The sequence below is a fragment of the Pseudonocardia sp. genome (assembly GCF_050250275.1).
Taxonomy (GTDB): Bacteria; Actinomycetota; Actinomycetes; order Mycobacteriales; family Pseudonocardiaceae; genus Pseudonocardia.
Genome location: NZ_JBFWOY010000020.1, coordinates 122454 through 137302, shown reverse-complemented (window position 1 = coordinate 137302; position 14849 = coordinate 122454). Strand labels below are relative to the sequence as shown.

The window sequence follows — 14849 nt, the reverse complement described above, 5'->3', positions numbered from 1 at the left end:
TCACCCGCGTTCTCCGCACGTTCCCCGAAGTCACCCGAAGCAGAGACGACTTCGACCGGAACCCCCTGCTGCTCAACGTCACCAACGGAACACTTGACCTCAGTGACGTCACCTTTCGTCCCGCCGACCCCGCAGACATGCTCACCAAGAGTGCGGGAACCAGCTATGACGCAGACGCGCAAGCACCTGAGTTCCACGAGTTCATCCGTTCCGTGCTCCCCGACGATGAGACGCGGTGGTACACGCAGAAGCTTCTAGGGATGTCGCTGCGCGGAGACGCGAAGCACCAGGTGTTCGCAGTCTTCACCGGCACGGGGCGCAACGGAAAGGGTGTCCTGGTCAAGCTCGTGTCGAAGGTGCTCGGTGACTACGCGACCACCGTGTCAAAGGGAATCCTGCTGCAAGGCGGCAAGGAGGACCACAAGACGGAGCTGATGAGCTTCAAAGGTCGCCGCGTCTGTCTCGCTCAGGAACTAGACCGCGATAGCAAGTGGGACGTCGCAGCGGTCAAGAGCCTCACCGGCGGTGACGACATCACCGGACGCTACATGTATCAGGACGAATCAACCTTCGCGCCGACCCACACGCTCGTGATGACGTCCAACCACAAGCCGGCGGTTCCCGACGGTGAGACCGCATTCTGGATGCGGTACCGCGAAGTCCCCTTCACCGTGAGCTTCGAAGGTCGCGAAGACACAGGTCTTGAGCGTCGCATCGCGGAGAACGAACTCCCGGGGGTTCTCAACTGGCTGCTCGACGGTCTCCGCGGGTACATCGAGGAAGGTCTTGAGATGCCGGCTCAGGTGCAGCACGCGACCGAGTCGGCTCGCGAGGACAGTGACCCACTGCTCCAGTTCATTCGCGACACGTATGAAGTCACCCGGAACCCCTCGGACACAGTGCTCACAGGCGAGCTGTTGAACACCTATACCGAGTGGCGTCGCGACAACGTGACCGCACCTACGATCACCCTCCGCACTATGCGGAAGCGGGTGCTCGCGGTTGTCGGTAGTGAGGGTGTTGCGGAAGTCGACAGCCTCCCGCGAGCTAATGGGGGTCGCGGAACCGTCAAGGGAGTCTCCGGTCTCCGCAAGCTCGCGTAACCCTGCATTCGATGTACCCGACATCGAGTGCGGCTCGCGAACTATCGAATGCACCCCGCGGAGCTGTGACCTGCGGTTATGTCCTCCGCAGTCGATGTATTCGATATATTCGATAATCTGAGGAAAGTATGTAGTAGGTGAAGCAGTAGCTACAGAGACACTGCTACAGCTACTAGTACGCGTAGAGCAAGGTGCCTAAATTATCGACTGCATCGACTGCATCGAGTTCATGCAGGTCACAGCTCTGCGGATCGCAGATTATCGAGTGCACGCATTCGATGTATCGAGTGCAACCGTCACGCCTCGCGTCTAACTGACTCTGTCATCCCGCATCCGGACTAGCTAACGGGTGCGGGGTGACTCTCCCCCTGATCCACAACTGAATAGCAGGTGCACGTTGATCGACCTCGCAGACAACCTCCCGACCCTCGACCCTGAGCCTGTGTCGCTCGGTGGCGAGACGTTCTTAATCCGCCGCGACCTCGCACCTCATGAGCGCGAGATGGCTCGAAATTTCTCATTTGAAGACAACGACCTCGCCGTCTTCGCATTGGTCGTGCTGGAGGACCGTGCTCCGATTCTGCGCGATCTGATCAATCGGTATCCGGTGATTCAAGGGGAGTATATCGCTCGTCGCGTGTTGATTATCGCAGGTTTGCTCCCGGAAGAGGCGAGCTGACTTGGCTGCCGGCGGCATCATTGAAATCGCTGTCGTCCCCGACATGGGGGACTTTGAGAGCAAGCTCCGGTCAGGTGTTGAAGGGGCGGCTGGCGGCGCTGAGCAGGCGTCGAAGGGTATCGGACTCGCTATCGCGGCTGCTGCTGCGATCGCGGGTGCTGGTCTCGCTGATGTAATCGCTATCGGTAACGAGTATCAGGGGACGCTCAACGAGATTGGTGCGGTCTCCGGTGCTAGCGCATCGAAGATGAGCGAGGTCGGTACCCGCGCGAAGGAACTCGGGTCTGACCTCACCCTGAGCGGTGTCTCTGCAGCGGACGCGGCTGCCGCAATGCTTGAGCTAGCCAAGGGCGGGCTTTCCGTTGACCAGGCGATGCAGGCTGCTCAAGGCACTTTGCAGCTCGCTGGCGCCGCTCAGATTGAGGGCGCGCGAGCCGCAGAAATCCAAGTCGAAGCACTGAATCAATTCGGTCTAGCCGCCGGTGAAGCAGGTCGCGTCGCAGACACATTAGCGAATACCGCCAATGCTGCTTCGGGTTCCATCGAAGACATTGCTCTTGCAATGAAGTATGTCGGACCTGTCGCGTCCGGCATGAAGGTGTCGATCGAAGACACCTCAACTGCTATCGGTTTGCTCGCGAACTCGGGTATCAAGGCTGACACTGCGGGTACGTCGCTGCGGGGGATGCTTGTTTCCCTTGCTTCTCCGTCGAAGCAAGCCGCTAAAGCAATCACTGAACTCGGTATCCAAGCGTTCGACTCGCAAGGGAAGTTCGTCGGCTTCCGGTCGGTGATCGACCAACTGTCGGCTGCTCAGGCGAGGATGACCGACGAGCAATTCGCTTCCGCGGCGGCGACGGCGTTTGGACGCGAGCCGCTCGCTGCGATTGTTGCTCTTGCTTCGCAGGGTGCTCCCGCTTTCGACGCGATGCGTGAGGCTGTCGGTAAGCAGGGTGGTGCCGCTCAAGTCGCTGCAAGCAAGATGCAGGGACTCGGTGGAGCCATGGAAGGCTTCAAGAGCAACGTCGAGACCGCTCAGATTCAACTGTATGAGTTGATCGACGGTCCGCTTGAATCTCTGGTTCGTGCTGCGACTCGCGGTGTCGATGGTCTGAACTCGCTGTTGGATGGGTCGCTTCTCAAGGGCGCATCTGGTGGCGGTATCGCGTCGATCGTTCAGGGTGCCAAGGATGCGTGGCAGGACTTCCAGAGCGTTCTGGAGAACGTGAAGCGTGCTGCGGAGCCGGTCGCGTCCGGCATCCGCTCAGTCATGGATTCCCTGAACCGCAACGACTCGGTGCTTGCTGCGGTGGGTCGCAGCTTCGGGATCATCAGTGACGCGCTGCGGCTGCTGTCCGGTCTGCTGGTTCCGATCGGCTCGCTCATCGGTGGGCTGTTGAAGGGGTTCGCTGCTCTCCCTGGTCCGATCCAGACTGCTGCGTTCGCGTTGCTCGCGCTCAAGGTGGGTCCCGCGATCTTGGGTGGGCTCATGGCGGCGTTGCGCGGTGTGCCGCTGGTTGGCACTCCCGCTGCGAATGCGATTAGCGGTGTCGGTCGCGGGTTGGCGACGGTGGGTCCGAACGCGTTGCGTGCGGCTACCGGGATCACGAGCTTCGCAGGTCACATGCGGGTGCAGACTGCGCTCGCTGCTCAAGCTGGTCAGTCGCTGTCGCGATATGGCGCTGCGGTTGCGGTGTTGGAGTCTCGTGGGAGCAAGCTCGCTCCGACGCTCGCTGCGATGGGTCAGAGCTTCACCCGGGTCAACTCTGCGGTGTCGGGGTTGGCGCCGGCTGTCAGTGGCGCGGTGACCTCCGCTGTTGCGAGTGTCGCGAAGCTCCCGCAGGCAGTGCAGTCGGCTGCTACGTCTGTGCGTTCCGGGGTGACCTCCGCGGTCGCGTCGATCAAGACGCTCCCGGCGCAGACGGTGTCCGCTTTGAGCTCCCTGCGCACAGGGGCGGCTAGTGCGGTGAGTGGGTTCGTCGCGACGATGAAGACGCTTCCGACTCAAACTGCGTCGGCACTCAGCTCGCTCCGGACGTCGGTGACGTCTGCGGGGACGACCGCGGTCGCATCCTTGAAGGCGATCCCGTCAGCCGTAACGGAGGGGTTCCGCAACCTCCCGTCGACGCTGGGTACGGCGGCGGGTGCAGTCACCCGCTTCACGGGTGTCGTCGCGGGTGCCGGTGCTGCGATGGGCACGGGTCTCGCGCGTGGTGTGTCGGGTCTGCTCGGTGCGCTCGGTGGTCCGTGGGGTGCAGCACTTGTAGCGGCGGGAATTGCTGTCAGCATCTTCGCTGGCAAGCAGCGTGATGCAGCTCAAGCGGCTGCGGAACACCAGCAGAAGCTTGACAACCTCAAGGGTTCGCTGAACCAAGTAACTGGTGCGGCGACCGATGCGACTCGCGCGATTCAAGCTCAAGAGCTGACGAACACGAAGCTCAAGGATGGGACAACTTCCCTCAGCACCGCTATTGCGAAGCTGGGGATTGACTCAAAAACGTGGGTTGACGCGACAACCGGCAACCAGGCTGCACTTGAGTCGATCAACGGCACGCTTCACACGCAAGCTGTTCAGGTTTTGCAAACCAGCGACCTTTGGAACGGCGGACTGATCCAGTCGTACAAGGACGCGGGAGGGTCGATCGACCTGCTCGCTGATGCGGCGATCGGTAATGAACAAGCTTTCCAGAAGTTTGCGGAGATGCAGGGTGCGTCTGGCGACGGCGCGAAGTATCTGCGGCAAGAGCTTGAAAAGATTGTCGGTCCGATCGGTGAGGTAGGCGCGCAACTCGGTGCGTCCGCGGGTGGTTTCGCGGAGATGAGCAAGGCTGCGCGTGACAACGCTGCTGCTGCTGCAACGTTTGATAACGCGCTCAAGTTGCTGGGTGAGAACCACGCGTTTGACACCCTGAAGGACGGGGCGACTGCAACTGCTCCCGTGATTCAGATGCTCTCTGACCTCACTGCCGCGGCTGGAAAGAGCGCCCAGAAGGCTGGTGAGGACTCATTCAAGGCGACTCAGTCGATTGAAGCGGGTGCCGCATCAGCTCGTGACGCGATGCAGAAGTCACGTGATGCTTTCGTGGAGCAAGCTGCTGCCGCTCTCGGTAGCCGTGAAGCTGCGGAAGCTCTCGCGAATCAAATCGGTCTGATCCCGGCTGCTGCGGAAACCACTTTCCGCACGAACGCGACCGGCGTGACTGCGGAGCTGGTCACTCTCGATGCTCAAATCGGGAAGCTTCCTAAGGATAAGAGCGTCACCGTCCGTTCGATCACCGAGGAAGCTCAAGCAAAGCTTGAGTCTTTCGGGTTCAAGGTCGAGCACATGAAGGATGGAACGGTCAAGATCACCGCGACCACCGATGAAGCTTCGGGGAAGCTTGACGCGTTCCTCGCGTTGATCGGGACTAAGGTCGGCAAGATTCTTATTGACGCGAATCCTGAGCTTGCGAACGGGAAGGTCAGCGCGACTGTTCAGTTTGCGAACGGTCAAACTGGTGTAGTCACGATCGACGGCAACAAAGCGCCGGTCGACGGTAAGATCACCGCGTCCGTTCAGTTTGCGAACGGGTCGACTGGTGTCGTCACGATTGACGCGAACCAAACTCCCGTAAACGGGAAGATCACCGCTTCGGTTCAGTATGCGGACGGTTCGACGGGCACGATCACGCTTGCAGCCAAAGACTTGGTGTCGAGCGTCATTGCGAAGTTGAAGCAGCCGACTAGTTCCACGCACACTATCAATGTGATCACCGTCGGTGCATCGCTTCCGGGCGGCAAGACAACCGGTTCCATTAAGGTCAATGCAACTGGTGGAATCGTTGAAGCGATGGCTCACGGTGGGATTCGCGGTAAGAAGCTGCGTCCCATGTCTCCAATCGCGCAGGTGGTTCCTCCGAACACGTGGCGCGTTGTCGGTGATCGTCTCAAGGATGACGAGAGCTACATCCCGATTGACGGGTCTCACAGGTCGCTCGCGATCCTTGAAGAGACCGCACGACGGTTCGGCTACGGACTCACGCGGAACTTCGCTGACGGTGGTTTCGCTCAGTCGATTCGGACGCAGGTCGCCAGTTCTCTCGCTGCGAGGTTCCGAAACACCGGCGGCAGTGGCTTCACTGATTCGCAGATTGACCGGATCGTCAGCGCTGTGACCTCACGCGGTGACGTGCTGGTGCAGCAGACGGTTCACAACCCTATCGCTGAGCGCGCATCCGCGACGCTTACACGTGAGCTTCGCACGCTCAGTCAGTTGGGTGCGTTCGGCACCTGATCTGCGCTTCGTGGGCGGCTGAGGCTTCTTCCCGATCGTTGTAGAAGTAGGGGCGTCGAGCAGGGGTGAGCGCGAGGTTCACCCGCTCGTCGCCGGTATCAGGAGACAATGCAATGAGCGTAAAGATTGCGCGGAATCTGTACCGACAGGTTCGCGTTGAGGCGCGGTACCGCCGGCAGACGGTGGCTGAGTTCATCGCAGCCGCGGTGCGCAACGAGCTAGACGTTTCCGTGATCCGCGTGCACAACAGCACGTGAGCGGTAAGAGCGTCCGCGTTTGGATGACACGCCGGCTCGCTGCACGCGTTACCCGCGCAGCGGAGACCGTGAGCAAGTCGCACAGCAGGTTTCTCAAAGACGCTGTGATTGAAGCAGTTGTACAGGTGGAAGCGGAGCACTCGCTTCCTGCCGATATTGACACCGAGAAAGGTGTAAACGATTGAGCACGATTCACGATAAGGTTCGCGCGGCGCTCCCTGGCATTGAAACCGCTGACCGCTTTGCAGCGCTCGTCCAGTCTGCGGACAGGTATGTGGCGTCCCTCGGTCCGCGAGTTCCTGAGCTTGACGGGGCGTACGGTCTCATCCACGCAGCGGCTGTCGACAACGATCCCGAGTTCGGTCCCGCTGAGATGCTTGACCTCTACCAGAAGCACCTTGACGACCGGCGCCGCGAGGAAGCGCGGACGCTTCTGTCCGATCACTTGGACGCCTTGAAGCGGAGCAACGCTGCGAAGACGTTGGAGGAAGAAGCCTGGTCCGCGGGTGCCGACGAGGCTCTTGCGGTTGTCGGCGCTGAGATGCGCCGCATCTATGACGCCCTGCAAGATGTGCGCGGTGCTCTCGGTATCGTCGCTGACGCGAATCAGGCTATTGACCTGGGAGTCACCGACGAGTGGAACAAGCTCCGTATCCTGGCGCGTGAGTACGTGCAGCTCCGTGATGTTCACGCGAAGGTTCTGGACGCATCCGGCGAGTTCAGCACTGCGGCGGAAGCGAAGGGCTACCTGATCCACGACCTGAGCGGTTGGGTGCGGCGCTGGCAGACGAAGACTCGTGTCAGCGTCGGAACTGTTCCGTTCGACCTTGAGCCGAGCGCGGTCACCGTGAACGCTCGCAGCGGTCGCACCGAGTTCTACAGCGACGATCCGGTGATCAATGAGCGGTTCATGCTGTGGCTCTCGACGCTCCCGTTTGAAGCAGTTGAGGTCGTCTCGCCCGGCGAGATGGGTACCCGCAGGTTCGACGACAACGGGACGCTGATCCCCCCGCTCAGCACTGACGACATCCGTAGCGCGCTGCGGGGTGGCAAGTGAGCGAGCTGCGCGACAAGATCGCCGACGAGTACAGCATCCGCGCGGAAGACAGGGTGTTGCTGAGCGGCTCCGATGAGGTGGAGCTTCGCGCGCAGGCTGAGCGGTTACAGGAGAAGACGGGTGACCTTCCTCCCCGGTTCGCGTTCAACCCGGGTCAGGCTGCCGGCAACGGTAACCCCGTGGCTCCCCGCAGCACGGTCGACAAGGGTCGCGAGCTGTACCGGAAGAACAACCAGCGATGAGCGGGGTGCACCAGGTCGCAGCTCCCACCGGCAACGATCAGGTGGATGAGATTGTCGGGGAGTTCGCGCTGTCGGCTGACGAGCTGCAACAGCTTCTCGCTGCTGGACGATTGAGCCACGCGAGCATGGTGTCTGTCGCACAGGGAATTGCGGGTAGGCGAGACCCGGGTGTCGTGATCCGGTGGGAGGACGAGTGACCGGGATGCCGGCGGCTCCGGATCACCCGCGGCGGGTCAGCGGCTCGCACGCGACCAGCCTCCCCGGCGGCGGGTGTGGCTGGTGAGTCCGCTCGTGACACCGTTGCAAGTCGCTGTGCGACTTGGTGTCGAGTACGCGGACGACGAGCTACGTCAGGTCGAAGCGCTGTGTGACGACGTGTCCGCGCTGATCCGCTCACGTCTCCCGCTGATCGACACGTGGATTGCGGATGGTCTGCTGTCGCTCGGTGCTGTCGTCGCGGTAGCGGTGCAGGTGGTAGCTCGCTGCTTGACCTCCATCTCCACCGGAGGTGTGGGGGTACGCAGCGTCCAGCACCCGGAGTACGGGTACGAGCTGACCAGCTCCACCGCGTCGGGTCTCGCACTCACCAACCGTGAGGTCAGCATGCTCGTGCCGGCTGAGGTGCACGTACGTCCCTTCTCGGTGCACGTGACGAGCGCAGCAGCATGACGCTGCTGCTCGCTCTGGTGCTCGGTGCTGCTGTCGGTTCGCTACTCGCGAGCGTGCGAGGTGCACAGGTAGAGCGACACATGATCACTAAGTACACACGCGACCAATAGCAATTGACAGAGTCAACAATGCATTCGTGAACCGTTCATGCAAATGCAATACATTCGATCATTGAATGCATTGTTGACTCGTCTCTCGCGCGAAGAAGCAGGTGGGGGTGGGGGGAACCCCCTGGCACCCCGAAATTCACCACGCCGCGGGCAAGGCAGTTTTTCTGTGCGACGCCGTCAAATGGTCAAAAGTGCTTACTATTCCGTTAAATGATTAGGGATTCAATTGACTAAGTACAACGCTGACGAAGTAGATGAAGACTTCCAGCTCCAAAAGGGTGATCACTGGGTTTACATGTGTCCCGGGTACAAGCTGGGTGACTACGTCGCTCAGCCGCACCTGAGCGACTTCCCGCTTGAGGTTGCTGCGGATGATGTGCGGCGTTGTCGCACGTGCATCATGAACCATCTCAACCTCTACACGGGTCCTCACCTGGCGTCGCAGATGCTCGCGGACCACCGTGCGCGTGCCGCCGGTCAGAGCTGACGCAACTTCACGAGCTGACGGAGGATTTCTGCGTTCACCCGGTAGAGTCGCACGGTGATCACGGGTCAAGTGACTGCAACGCTCGGAGCGGACTGGGGTCCCATCGGGACGCAGCTCTCTGCATGGTTCGCGCTAGCTGGTGTCATAGTCGCAACTGTAGGTGGCGTCTTCGCCTTTGGGAGTTTCCGCCGGCAGGGTAAACAGCTTCGGGAACTTGAACTGGACAAGCGAGCGGAGCAAGCATCGAAGATTGCGGTGTGGATCGAAGGTGACGGGTGGAACGGGGCGAAATACGTTGTCCGCAACGCGTCCGACGTTCCTGCATTGAGCGTCCAGTTGTTCGCGATGACGTATGCAAACCACCCTTACGGACGGGTCGACGTAGACGTCTTGCCACCGGGAGAGCGTTCCTATCCGATCGATGGAGATGTCGAATTCGACAACAAGGGCATCCCGAAATCCGTTGCCGGGATCATCTTCGCCGACTCCGTGGGTCGAATGTGGATGCGCTGGGGTCTAGCTCCATTAGTTGAACTGAATCTCGACCAGCTACAAGAGTTAGACGTGATGCTCGCGAAATACCTAGTTAGTCCCGATGGCAGCGAGCTTCCATTCCGTCAGTTCTACCTGAGGCACTGGGAAGTGCCGCCGGCGTTTGGTGCCTATAGCGGTCTACCATCAGAGGATGAAGCTCAGCGAGGTTCCCGCGCACATCCTGACCGCTGACGGGGTGGAGCGGGTACAGCTCCCCATCCCCGCTACCGACTACCTCACGGAGCGTGAAGCGGTGTGTGTGAGCGCAGGTGAGCACGCTCCGACGGAAATCATGGTTGTCTACGCAGCGGGGAAGCGTGCAGCTCTCTACGGGGAACCGAGCGACACGCTCCCGCTCACAGAGTGGCTGGATGTCCGCAACGCACGGGGGTACTGACATGACTAGTGACACGCAGCTCAGAACAGTCGTGGTGACGTTCGCGAACGGACGGGAACAGGAGTTCCCCGGCGTGCGGGGCTTTCAGCAGACGTCTGACGGACGGTGGATTCACGGGGAACACGAGTCATCCATGTTCGAGCGACACGACGTCGACAGCGTCCGGTACGCCGACTGACCTGACACACTTGCTCCCGGAGCGTTGATTCGGGGGTGTCCGCTCCAACAGAGAACCCCACCAGCTCGATTCCCGCGAGCTGGTGGGGTTCTTTGTGTTGAAGGGGTCTAGCTAGCGCACTGTTCCTCGTGCAGCGCGTACACCGCTTCAACGATCACGTCGTCAACGTCGGGGTCGTCAGTGAGCATGTCGACCGGGACGACCATGGTGCGCAAGCAGGTTCCGCACTCCGCGTGGTCGGCGACCTCGCTCCCGTCCACATAGACGCGGGAGCCGCGGGTCTCAAGGTCACTGCTGTCGGTGATGATCACGTGTTGCCTTTCCGTTGGTTGCAGGTCGGGGTTCCGCACAGAAGCGCGTTACGTGGAGAGCGTGTCGCCACGCGCGCACTCCCGTAGCTGGTCGAGCGGGACGCTGAGCGCTTCCATCCCGTCGTCCGGGGTGCCGCTGTACCCGCGAGTCAGCAAGCACCTCCACGCGTCGTCTGAGACGCCGATGACGGTCACGGTGTCGGTTTCAGCTCGCGCGGCGACCACGGTGACCGCGACCGCGAGAGCAGCAGTGGTGACCGCGAGGACGAGCAGGAGAGTTCGCCGGCTCCGTCGTCGTGGGGGTCTGAAGTAGAATGTGCCGTGTCCGGACGTATGACGTCGACCACGTTGCCGATGCTTCCCTGAGGTGTCAATCAAGATCGTCTCCAAAGCAACCTACTTTGCATGGAGCGTTCGTTGATCGACGCGTTTACGCAGGTAGAACGCGGATTTGCACGCCGCTCAGTGCGTAACACTTACAAGGCGGTTGCTCTACCACTGAGCTACACCGGCGAGTTCTGGAAGCCTTCGGATCGTAGTGGCCGCGTCCGTCGCGCCGCGGCGCTACCCCTGCCGCTCGATGGTGACGGCGACGCCGTCGAGGAAGCATTCGAGGCCGAAGTCGAAGTCGGCGGCGACGTCGGCGCCGAAGTCGGTGGCGGTGACGTCGAAGACGCCCGCTGCGACGACGGCGGCCAGCGCGGGGAGGGCGCGGGGGTCGACGACGCGGGCGAGGGCGGCGCCGTAGCGGGCGCCGAAGGCGGCGGGGTCGTCGATGAAGGCGGCGGCGAGCTCGGCGGTCAGGCGGACCTCGCCCTGCACGTAGGTGATCAGCCCCATGACGACGGCGACCTTGACGCCGGGGGCGAGGGCGGTGTCCTTCAGGGCGGCGAGGGCGGCGTCGAACCAGGCGAGGTTGCGGGGGCCCACGGGCGGCCCGGCGATGGGAAGCGTTGCGACCCAGGGGTGGGCGCGGTACATCGCGGTGACCCCGCGCGCCCAGGCGGTGAGGGCGGGGCGCCAGCCGGCGTCGGCGACGGTCGGCGGCGGGGTGTCCATGGCGGCGTCGGCCATGAGGGTCAGCAGTTCCGACTTGCTGCGGACGTGGCGGTAGAGCGCCATCGGAGCGTTGCCGAGGCGTTCGGCGACACGGGCCATGGAGACGGCGGCGAGTCCGTCGACGTCGGCGATGTCGACGGCGGCGCGGACGATCTCGTCGACGGTGAGGGTGGGGCGGGGGCCGCGGCGAGGGGTGTCGCGCAGGCCCCAGAGCAGCTCGACGTCGTCCTCGAAGCTGCGTCCTTCGGTCACGGGGTCAGTCTAGAAATCCTTACTGCGTATCCGCCACACTGATTTGCGTACATGATACGCAGAGAGGGGACGGCGATGATCCTGGAAGCGACCGGCCTGCGGAAGCGCTACGGCGACACGACGGTGCTCGACGGCGTCGACCTCGCCGTCGCGGAGGGCTCGGTGCTCGCGCTGCTCGGACCGAACGGCGCGGGCAAGACCACGACGGTGCGCATCCTCGGCACGCTGACCCGGCCGGACGGCGGGTCGGCGCGGATCGCGGGGTTCGACGTCGTGACGCAGCCGCGGCAGGTCCGGGAGGTCATCGCGCTGACGGGCCAGTACGCGGCCGTCGATGCGCAGCAGACCGGCCGGGAGAACCTGACGATGATCGGCAGGCTGCTGCGCCTCGGGAGGAAGGGCGCGACGGCCCGGTCGGCGGAGCTGCTCGAACGGTTCGACCTGGCCGACGCGGCGGATCGGCGCGTCGTCACGTACTCGGGCGGGATGCGGCGGCGGCTCGACCTGGCGATGAGCCTGGTCGCGGTGCCACGGCTGCTGTTCCTCGACGAGCCGACCACCGGCCTCGATCCGGCGAGCCGGGCGACGATGTGGGACGAGGTCGGCGAGCTGGTCCGCGCCGGCACGACGGTGCTGTTGACGACCCAGTACCTGGAGGAGGCCGACCGGTTGGCCGACCGGATCGTGCTGATCGACGACGGCCGGGTCGCGGCGGAGGGATCGGCCGACGAGCTGAAGGCCCGCGTCGGCGGGGACCGTCTCGAACTCGCGTTCACCGACCCCGGAGCCCTCGCGCGCGCGGCGGCCGTCACCGGCGGGATCGTCGAGGGGTCGGTCCTGACGGTACCCACCGACGGTTCCGCCGCCGAGCTCCACCACGTCCTGGACGTGTTGCGCGCCGCGGGCGCCGAACCCGACCGCGTGTCGAGCCACCGCCCGACGCTGGACGACGTGTTCATGGGCGTCACCAGTCGCACGCTCGTCGCGACAGGCGGTCCCCGATGAGCGCCACGATGACGATGGTCGACCGCAGCGTGCGACTGACCAGGCGCAACGTCGAAACGATGCTGATGTCGGTGGTGCTGCCGCTGCTGATGATGGCGTTGTACGTCTACGTGTTCGGCGGTGCGATCGACACCGGCACGGCGTACGTCACCTATGTGGTGCCGGGAACGATCCTGCTGTGCGCGGGATACGGCGCGGCGTCGACGGCGATGGCGGTGGCCGACGACATGAACAGCGGCATGATCGACCGGCTGCGTTCGATGCCGGTGCGGGCCTCGGCGGTGCTGACGGGACACGTCGCGGCGAGCGTGGCACGCAACGCGGTGGCGACGACCGTCGTCGTCGGTGCCGCGTTGGCGATGGGGTTCCGGCCGACCGCGTCGGCGCTGGACTGGCTGCTCGCGGCCGGGCTGGTGCTGCTGTACGTGCTGGCGCTGTCGTGGCTCGCCGCGGGGCTGGGCACGCTCGCGCGCAGCGTGGAGTCGGCGAGTGCGTTGAGCTTCGTGATGCTGTTCCTGCCCTATCTGAGCAGCGCGTTCGTGCCGACGGAGACGATGCCGGCGGTGCTGCGCGCGATCGGTGACAACCAGCCGGTGACGCCGATCATCGAGACGGTGCGCGGCCTGTTGACGGGCACGCCGATCGGGTCGGCGGGCTGGATCGGGCCGGTGTGGGCCGTCGGGCTGCTCGTGGTGTCGTTCGCGTTCTCGGTCTGGTGCTACCGCCGACGCACACGCCGTTGAGCAGGCCCCTACCCTGGCCGTCGTGCCCGTGACCGTCGCCCCTGATCGCTGACCGTGGTCGGCTCGCACGACGGCGCCGCCGACCGGCTCACCCGCAGGCTGCGGGGTGCGCTGCGCCGTGACGCCCGTCGGCTGCTCTCCGCGGGACCGCCGACGCTGCCGATGCTCGAAGTCGGCCCGCAGGTCCCCGACGACGCCCGGGTGCAGGAGGTCCTCGACCTCTGCATGCGGGTGGGCGAGGTGCTGCTGTCGAGCGGGGAGAGCGTCGACGAGGTCACCGAGACGATGTTGCGGCTCGCCCGGGTGGGCGGGTTGTCGGCGGTCGAGGTGGACATCACGTTCACGTCGATCACGATGAGCTGCCACCGCGGCAAGGTCGCGCCGCCGGTGACGACGATGCGGTTGGTCCGCTACCGGTCGCTGGACCTCACCCGGCTGGCCGCGGTGCGCAAGCTCGTCTCGACGGTGGAGGCGGGCAACGCGGACGTACGCACGGCGGCGTCGGCGCTGTCGGCGGTGACGACGGCCCCGCACCCCTACCCGCGCTGGGTGGCGACGGCCGGGTGGGCGCTGCTGGCGGGCACCATCGCGATCCTGCTGGGCGGGGCGCCGGTGACGGCGGCGCTGGCGTTCGTCGTGACGGCGTTGATCGACCGGACGGGGCGGCTGCTGTCCCGGTTCGGGCTGCCGACGTTCTTCCTGCAGGTCGTCGGCGGCCTGTTCGCGACGTTGTCCACGGTGGGCCTGCTCGCGGCCGGGGTGTTCCCCGACGGGGCGCGCCCGTCGCTGGTGGTGGCGGCCGGCATCACGGTGCTGCTGTCGGGGTTGTCGGTGGTCAGCACGGTGCAGGACGCCATCACCGGCTACTACGTCACCGCGGCCGGCCGGGGCGTGGAGATCGCGCTGCTGTCGGCGGGACTGCTGACGGGCGTCGTCATCGGCCTGAAACTGGGCTTCGCGGTCGGTGTCCCGCTCGAGGTGTCGGGCGACCTGTCGGTGTCGGCGGGCCGGTTCGGGCTGTCGCTGGCGATGGGCGCGGCCGCGGCCGCGGCGTACGCGCTGGCCGGCTACGCGCCGCTGAAGACGTTGCCGCTGGCGGGCATCGCCGGCGCGGCGGGCTGGGGCACGTACTCGCTGCTCGCTCAGTTCGCCGACGCCGGCCCGATCGCCTCGACGGGTATCGCGGCCGTCGTCATCGGGGTGTTCTCCGGTGTCCTGCGCCGGACGACGACGGTGCCGACGCTCGTCGTCACCCTCGCGGGCATCACCCCGCTGCTGCCGGGCCTGACGGCCTACCGCGGCTTCTACCAGCTCGCCGTGCAGGGTGTGGCCGAGGGGCTGGTGACGGTGACGCTGGCGCTGGCGATCGGGCTGGCGCTCGCCGCCGGAGTGGCGCTGGGCGAGTTCGTCGTGCGGCCCCGCCGGGCCGCGCCGGTGCCTGCCGTCACGAACGAGGCACCGGACGCCGAGCGCCAGTAATCTTCCGTACCGGG

13 protein-coding genes are annotated in these 14849 nt (G+C 64.2%); 11 read left to right on the top strand and 2 right to left on the bottom strand.

What is annotated here, in order from left to right; translation table 11 throughout:
• The 8 genes from AB7F12_RS19115 to AB7F12_RS19080 form a co-directional block, all read left to right on the top strand.
• A partial coding sequence (locus AB7F12_RS19115; protein WP_428516693.1) for a DNA primase family protein occupies positions 1-1103 on the top strand: 1103 nt, incomplete at its 5' end.
• A gap of 397 nt (positions 1104-1500) precedes the next feature.
• Positions 1501-1782, top strand: a complete 282-nt coding sequence (locus AB7F12_RS19110) for a hypothetical protein (protein ID WP_428516692.1) — start codon at positions 1501-1503, stop codon at positions 1780-1782.
• A 1-nt stretch (position 1783) separates the two neighbouring features.
• Positions 1784-6055 (top strand): phage tail tape measure protein, encoded by a 4272-nt coding sequence (locus AB7F12_RS19105; protein WP_428516690.1) that lies wholly within the window; start codon positions 1784-1786, stop codon positions 6053-6055.
• Positions 6056-6493: 438 nt separating this feature from the next.
• The gene (locus tag AB7F12_RS19100; RefSeq protein ID WP_428516688.1) at positions 6494-7369 is read left to right on the top strand and encodes a hypothetical protein; all 876 of its coding nucleotides are present in this window, start codon (positions 6494-6496) and stop codon (positions 7367-7369) included.
• Positions 7366-7611, top strand: a complete 246-nt coding sequence (locus AB7F12_RS19095; protein ID WP_428516686.1) for a hypothetical protein — start codon at positions 7366-7368, stop codon at positions 7609-7611. The genes AB7F12_RS19100 and AB7F12_RS19095 overlap by 4 nt, the downstream gene beginning before the upstream one ends.
• 279 nt (positions 7612-7890) lie before the next feature.
• Positions 7891-8280, top strand: a complete 390-nt coding sequence (locus AB7F12_RS19090) for a hypothetical protein (protein ID WP_428516684.1) — start codon at positions 7891-7893, stop codon at positions 8278-8280.
• A gap of 651 nt (positions 8281-8931) precedes the next feature.
• Positions 8932-9603: a hypothetical protein gene (locus AB7F12_RS19085; protein WP_428516682.1), complete on the top strand. Its 672-nt coding sequence runs from the start codon at positions 8932-8934 to the stop codon at positions 9601-9603.
• Positions 9563-9808: a hypothetical protein gene (locus AB7F12_RS19080; RefSeq protein WP_428516680.1), complete on the top strand. Its 246-nt coding sequence runs from the start codon at positions 9563-9565 to the stop codon at positions 9806-9808. The genes AB7F12_RS19085 and AB7F12_RS19080 overlap by 41 nt, the downstream gene beginning before the upstream one ends.
• 285 nt (positions 9809-10093) lie before the next feature.
• Here the strand turns inward: AB7F12_RS19080 and AB7F12_RS19075 are convergent, their stop codons facing one another.
• Both AB7F12_RS19075 and AB7F12_RS19070 read right to left on the bottom strand, forming a co-directional pair.
• Positions 10094-10297 (bottom strand): hypothetical protein, encoded by a 204-nt coding sequence (locus AB7F12_RS19075; RefSeq protein ID WP_428516679.1) that lies wholly within the window; start codon positions 10295-10297, stop codon positions 10094-10096.
• Positions 10298-10861: 564 nt separating this feature from the next.
• Positions 10862-11608, bottom strand: a complete 747-nt coding sequence (locus AB7F12_RS19070) for a TetR/AcrR family transcriptional regulator (protein ID WP_428516677.1) — start codon at positions 11606-11608, stop codon at positions 10862-10864.
• 75 nt (positions 11609-11683) lie between these two features.
• Here AB7F12_RS19070 and AB7F12_RS19065 point away from each other — a divergent pair, with 75 nt between their 5' ends.
• From AB7F12_RS19065 to AB7F12_RS19055, 3 genes are read left to right on the top strand one after another with little or no spacing between them, the layout of a single operon-like run.
• Positions 11684-12613, top strand: coding sequence for an ATP-binding cassette domain-containing protein (locus AB7F12_RS19065; RefSeq protein ID WP_428516675.1), 930 nt, complete (start codon positions 11684-11686; stop codon positions 12611-12613).
• Entirely contained in the window at positions 12610-13356 is a 747-nt protein-coding gene (locus AB7F12_RS19060; RefSeq protein WP_428516673.1) for an ABC transporter permease, read from the top strand. Before AB7F12_RS19065 ends, AB7F12_RS19060 begins: the two co-directional genes overlap by 4 nt.
• A 54-nt stretch (positions 13357-13410) precedes the next feature.
• The gene (locus AB7F12_RS19055) at positions 13411-14835 is read left to right on the top strand and encodes a threonine/serine ThrE exporter family protein (protein WP_428516671.1); all 1425 of its coding nucleotides are present in this window, start codon (positions 13411-13413) and stop codon (positions 14833-14835) included.
• Positions 14836-14849: the final 14 nt, after the last annotated feature.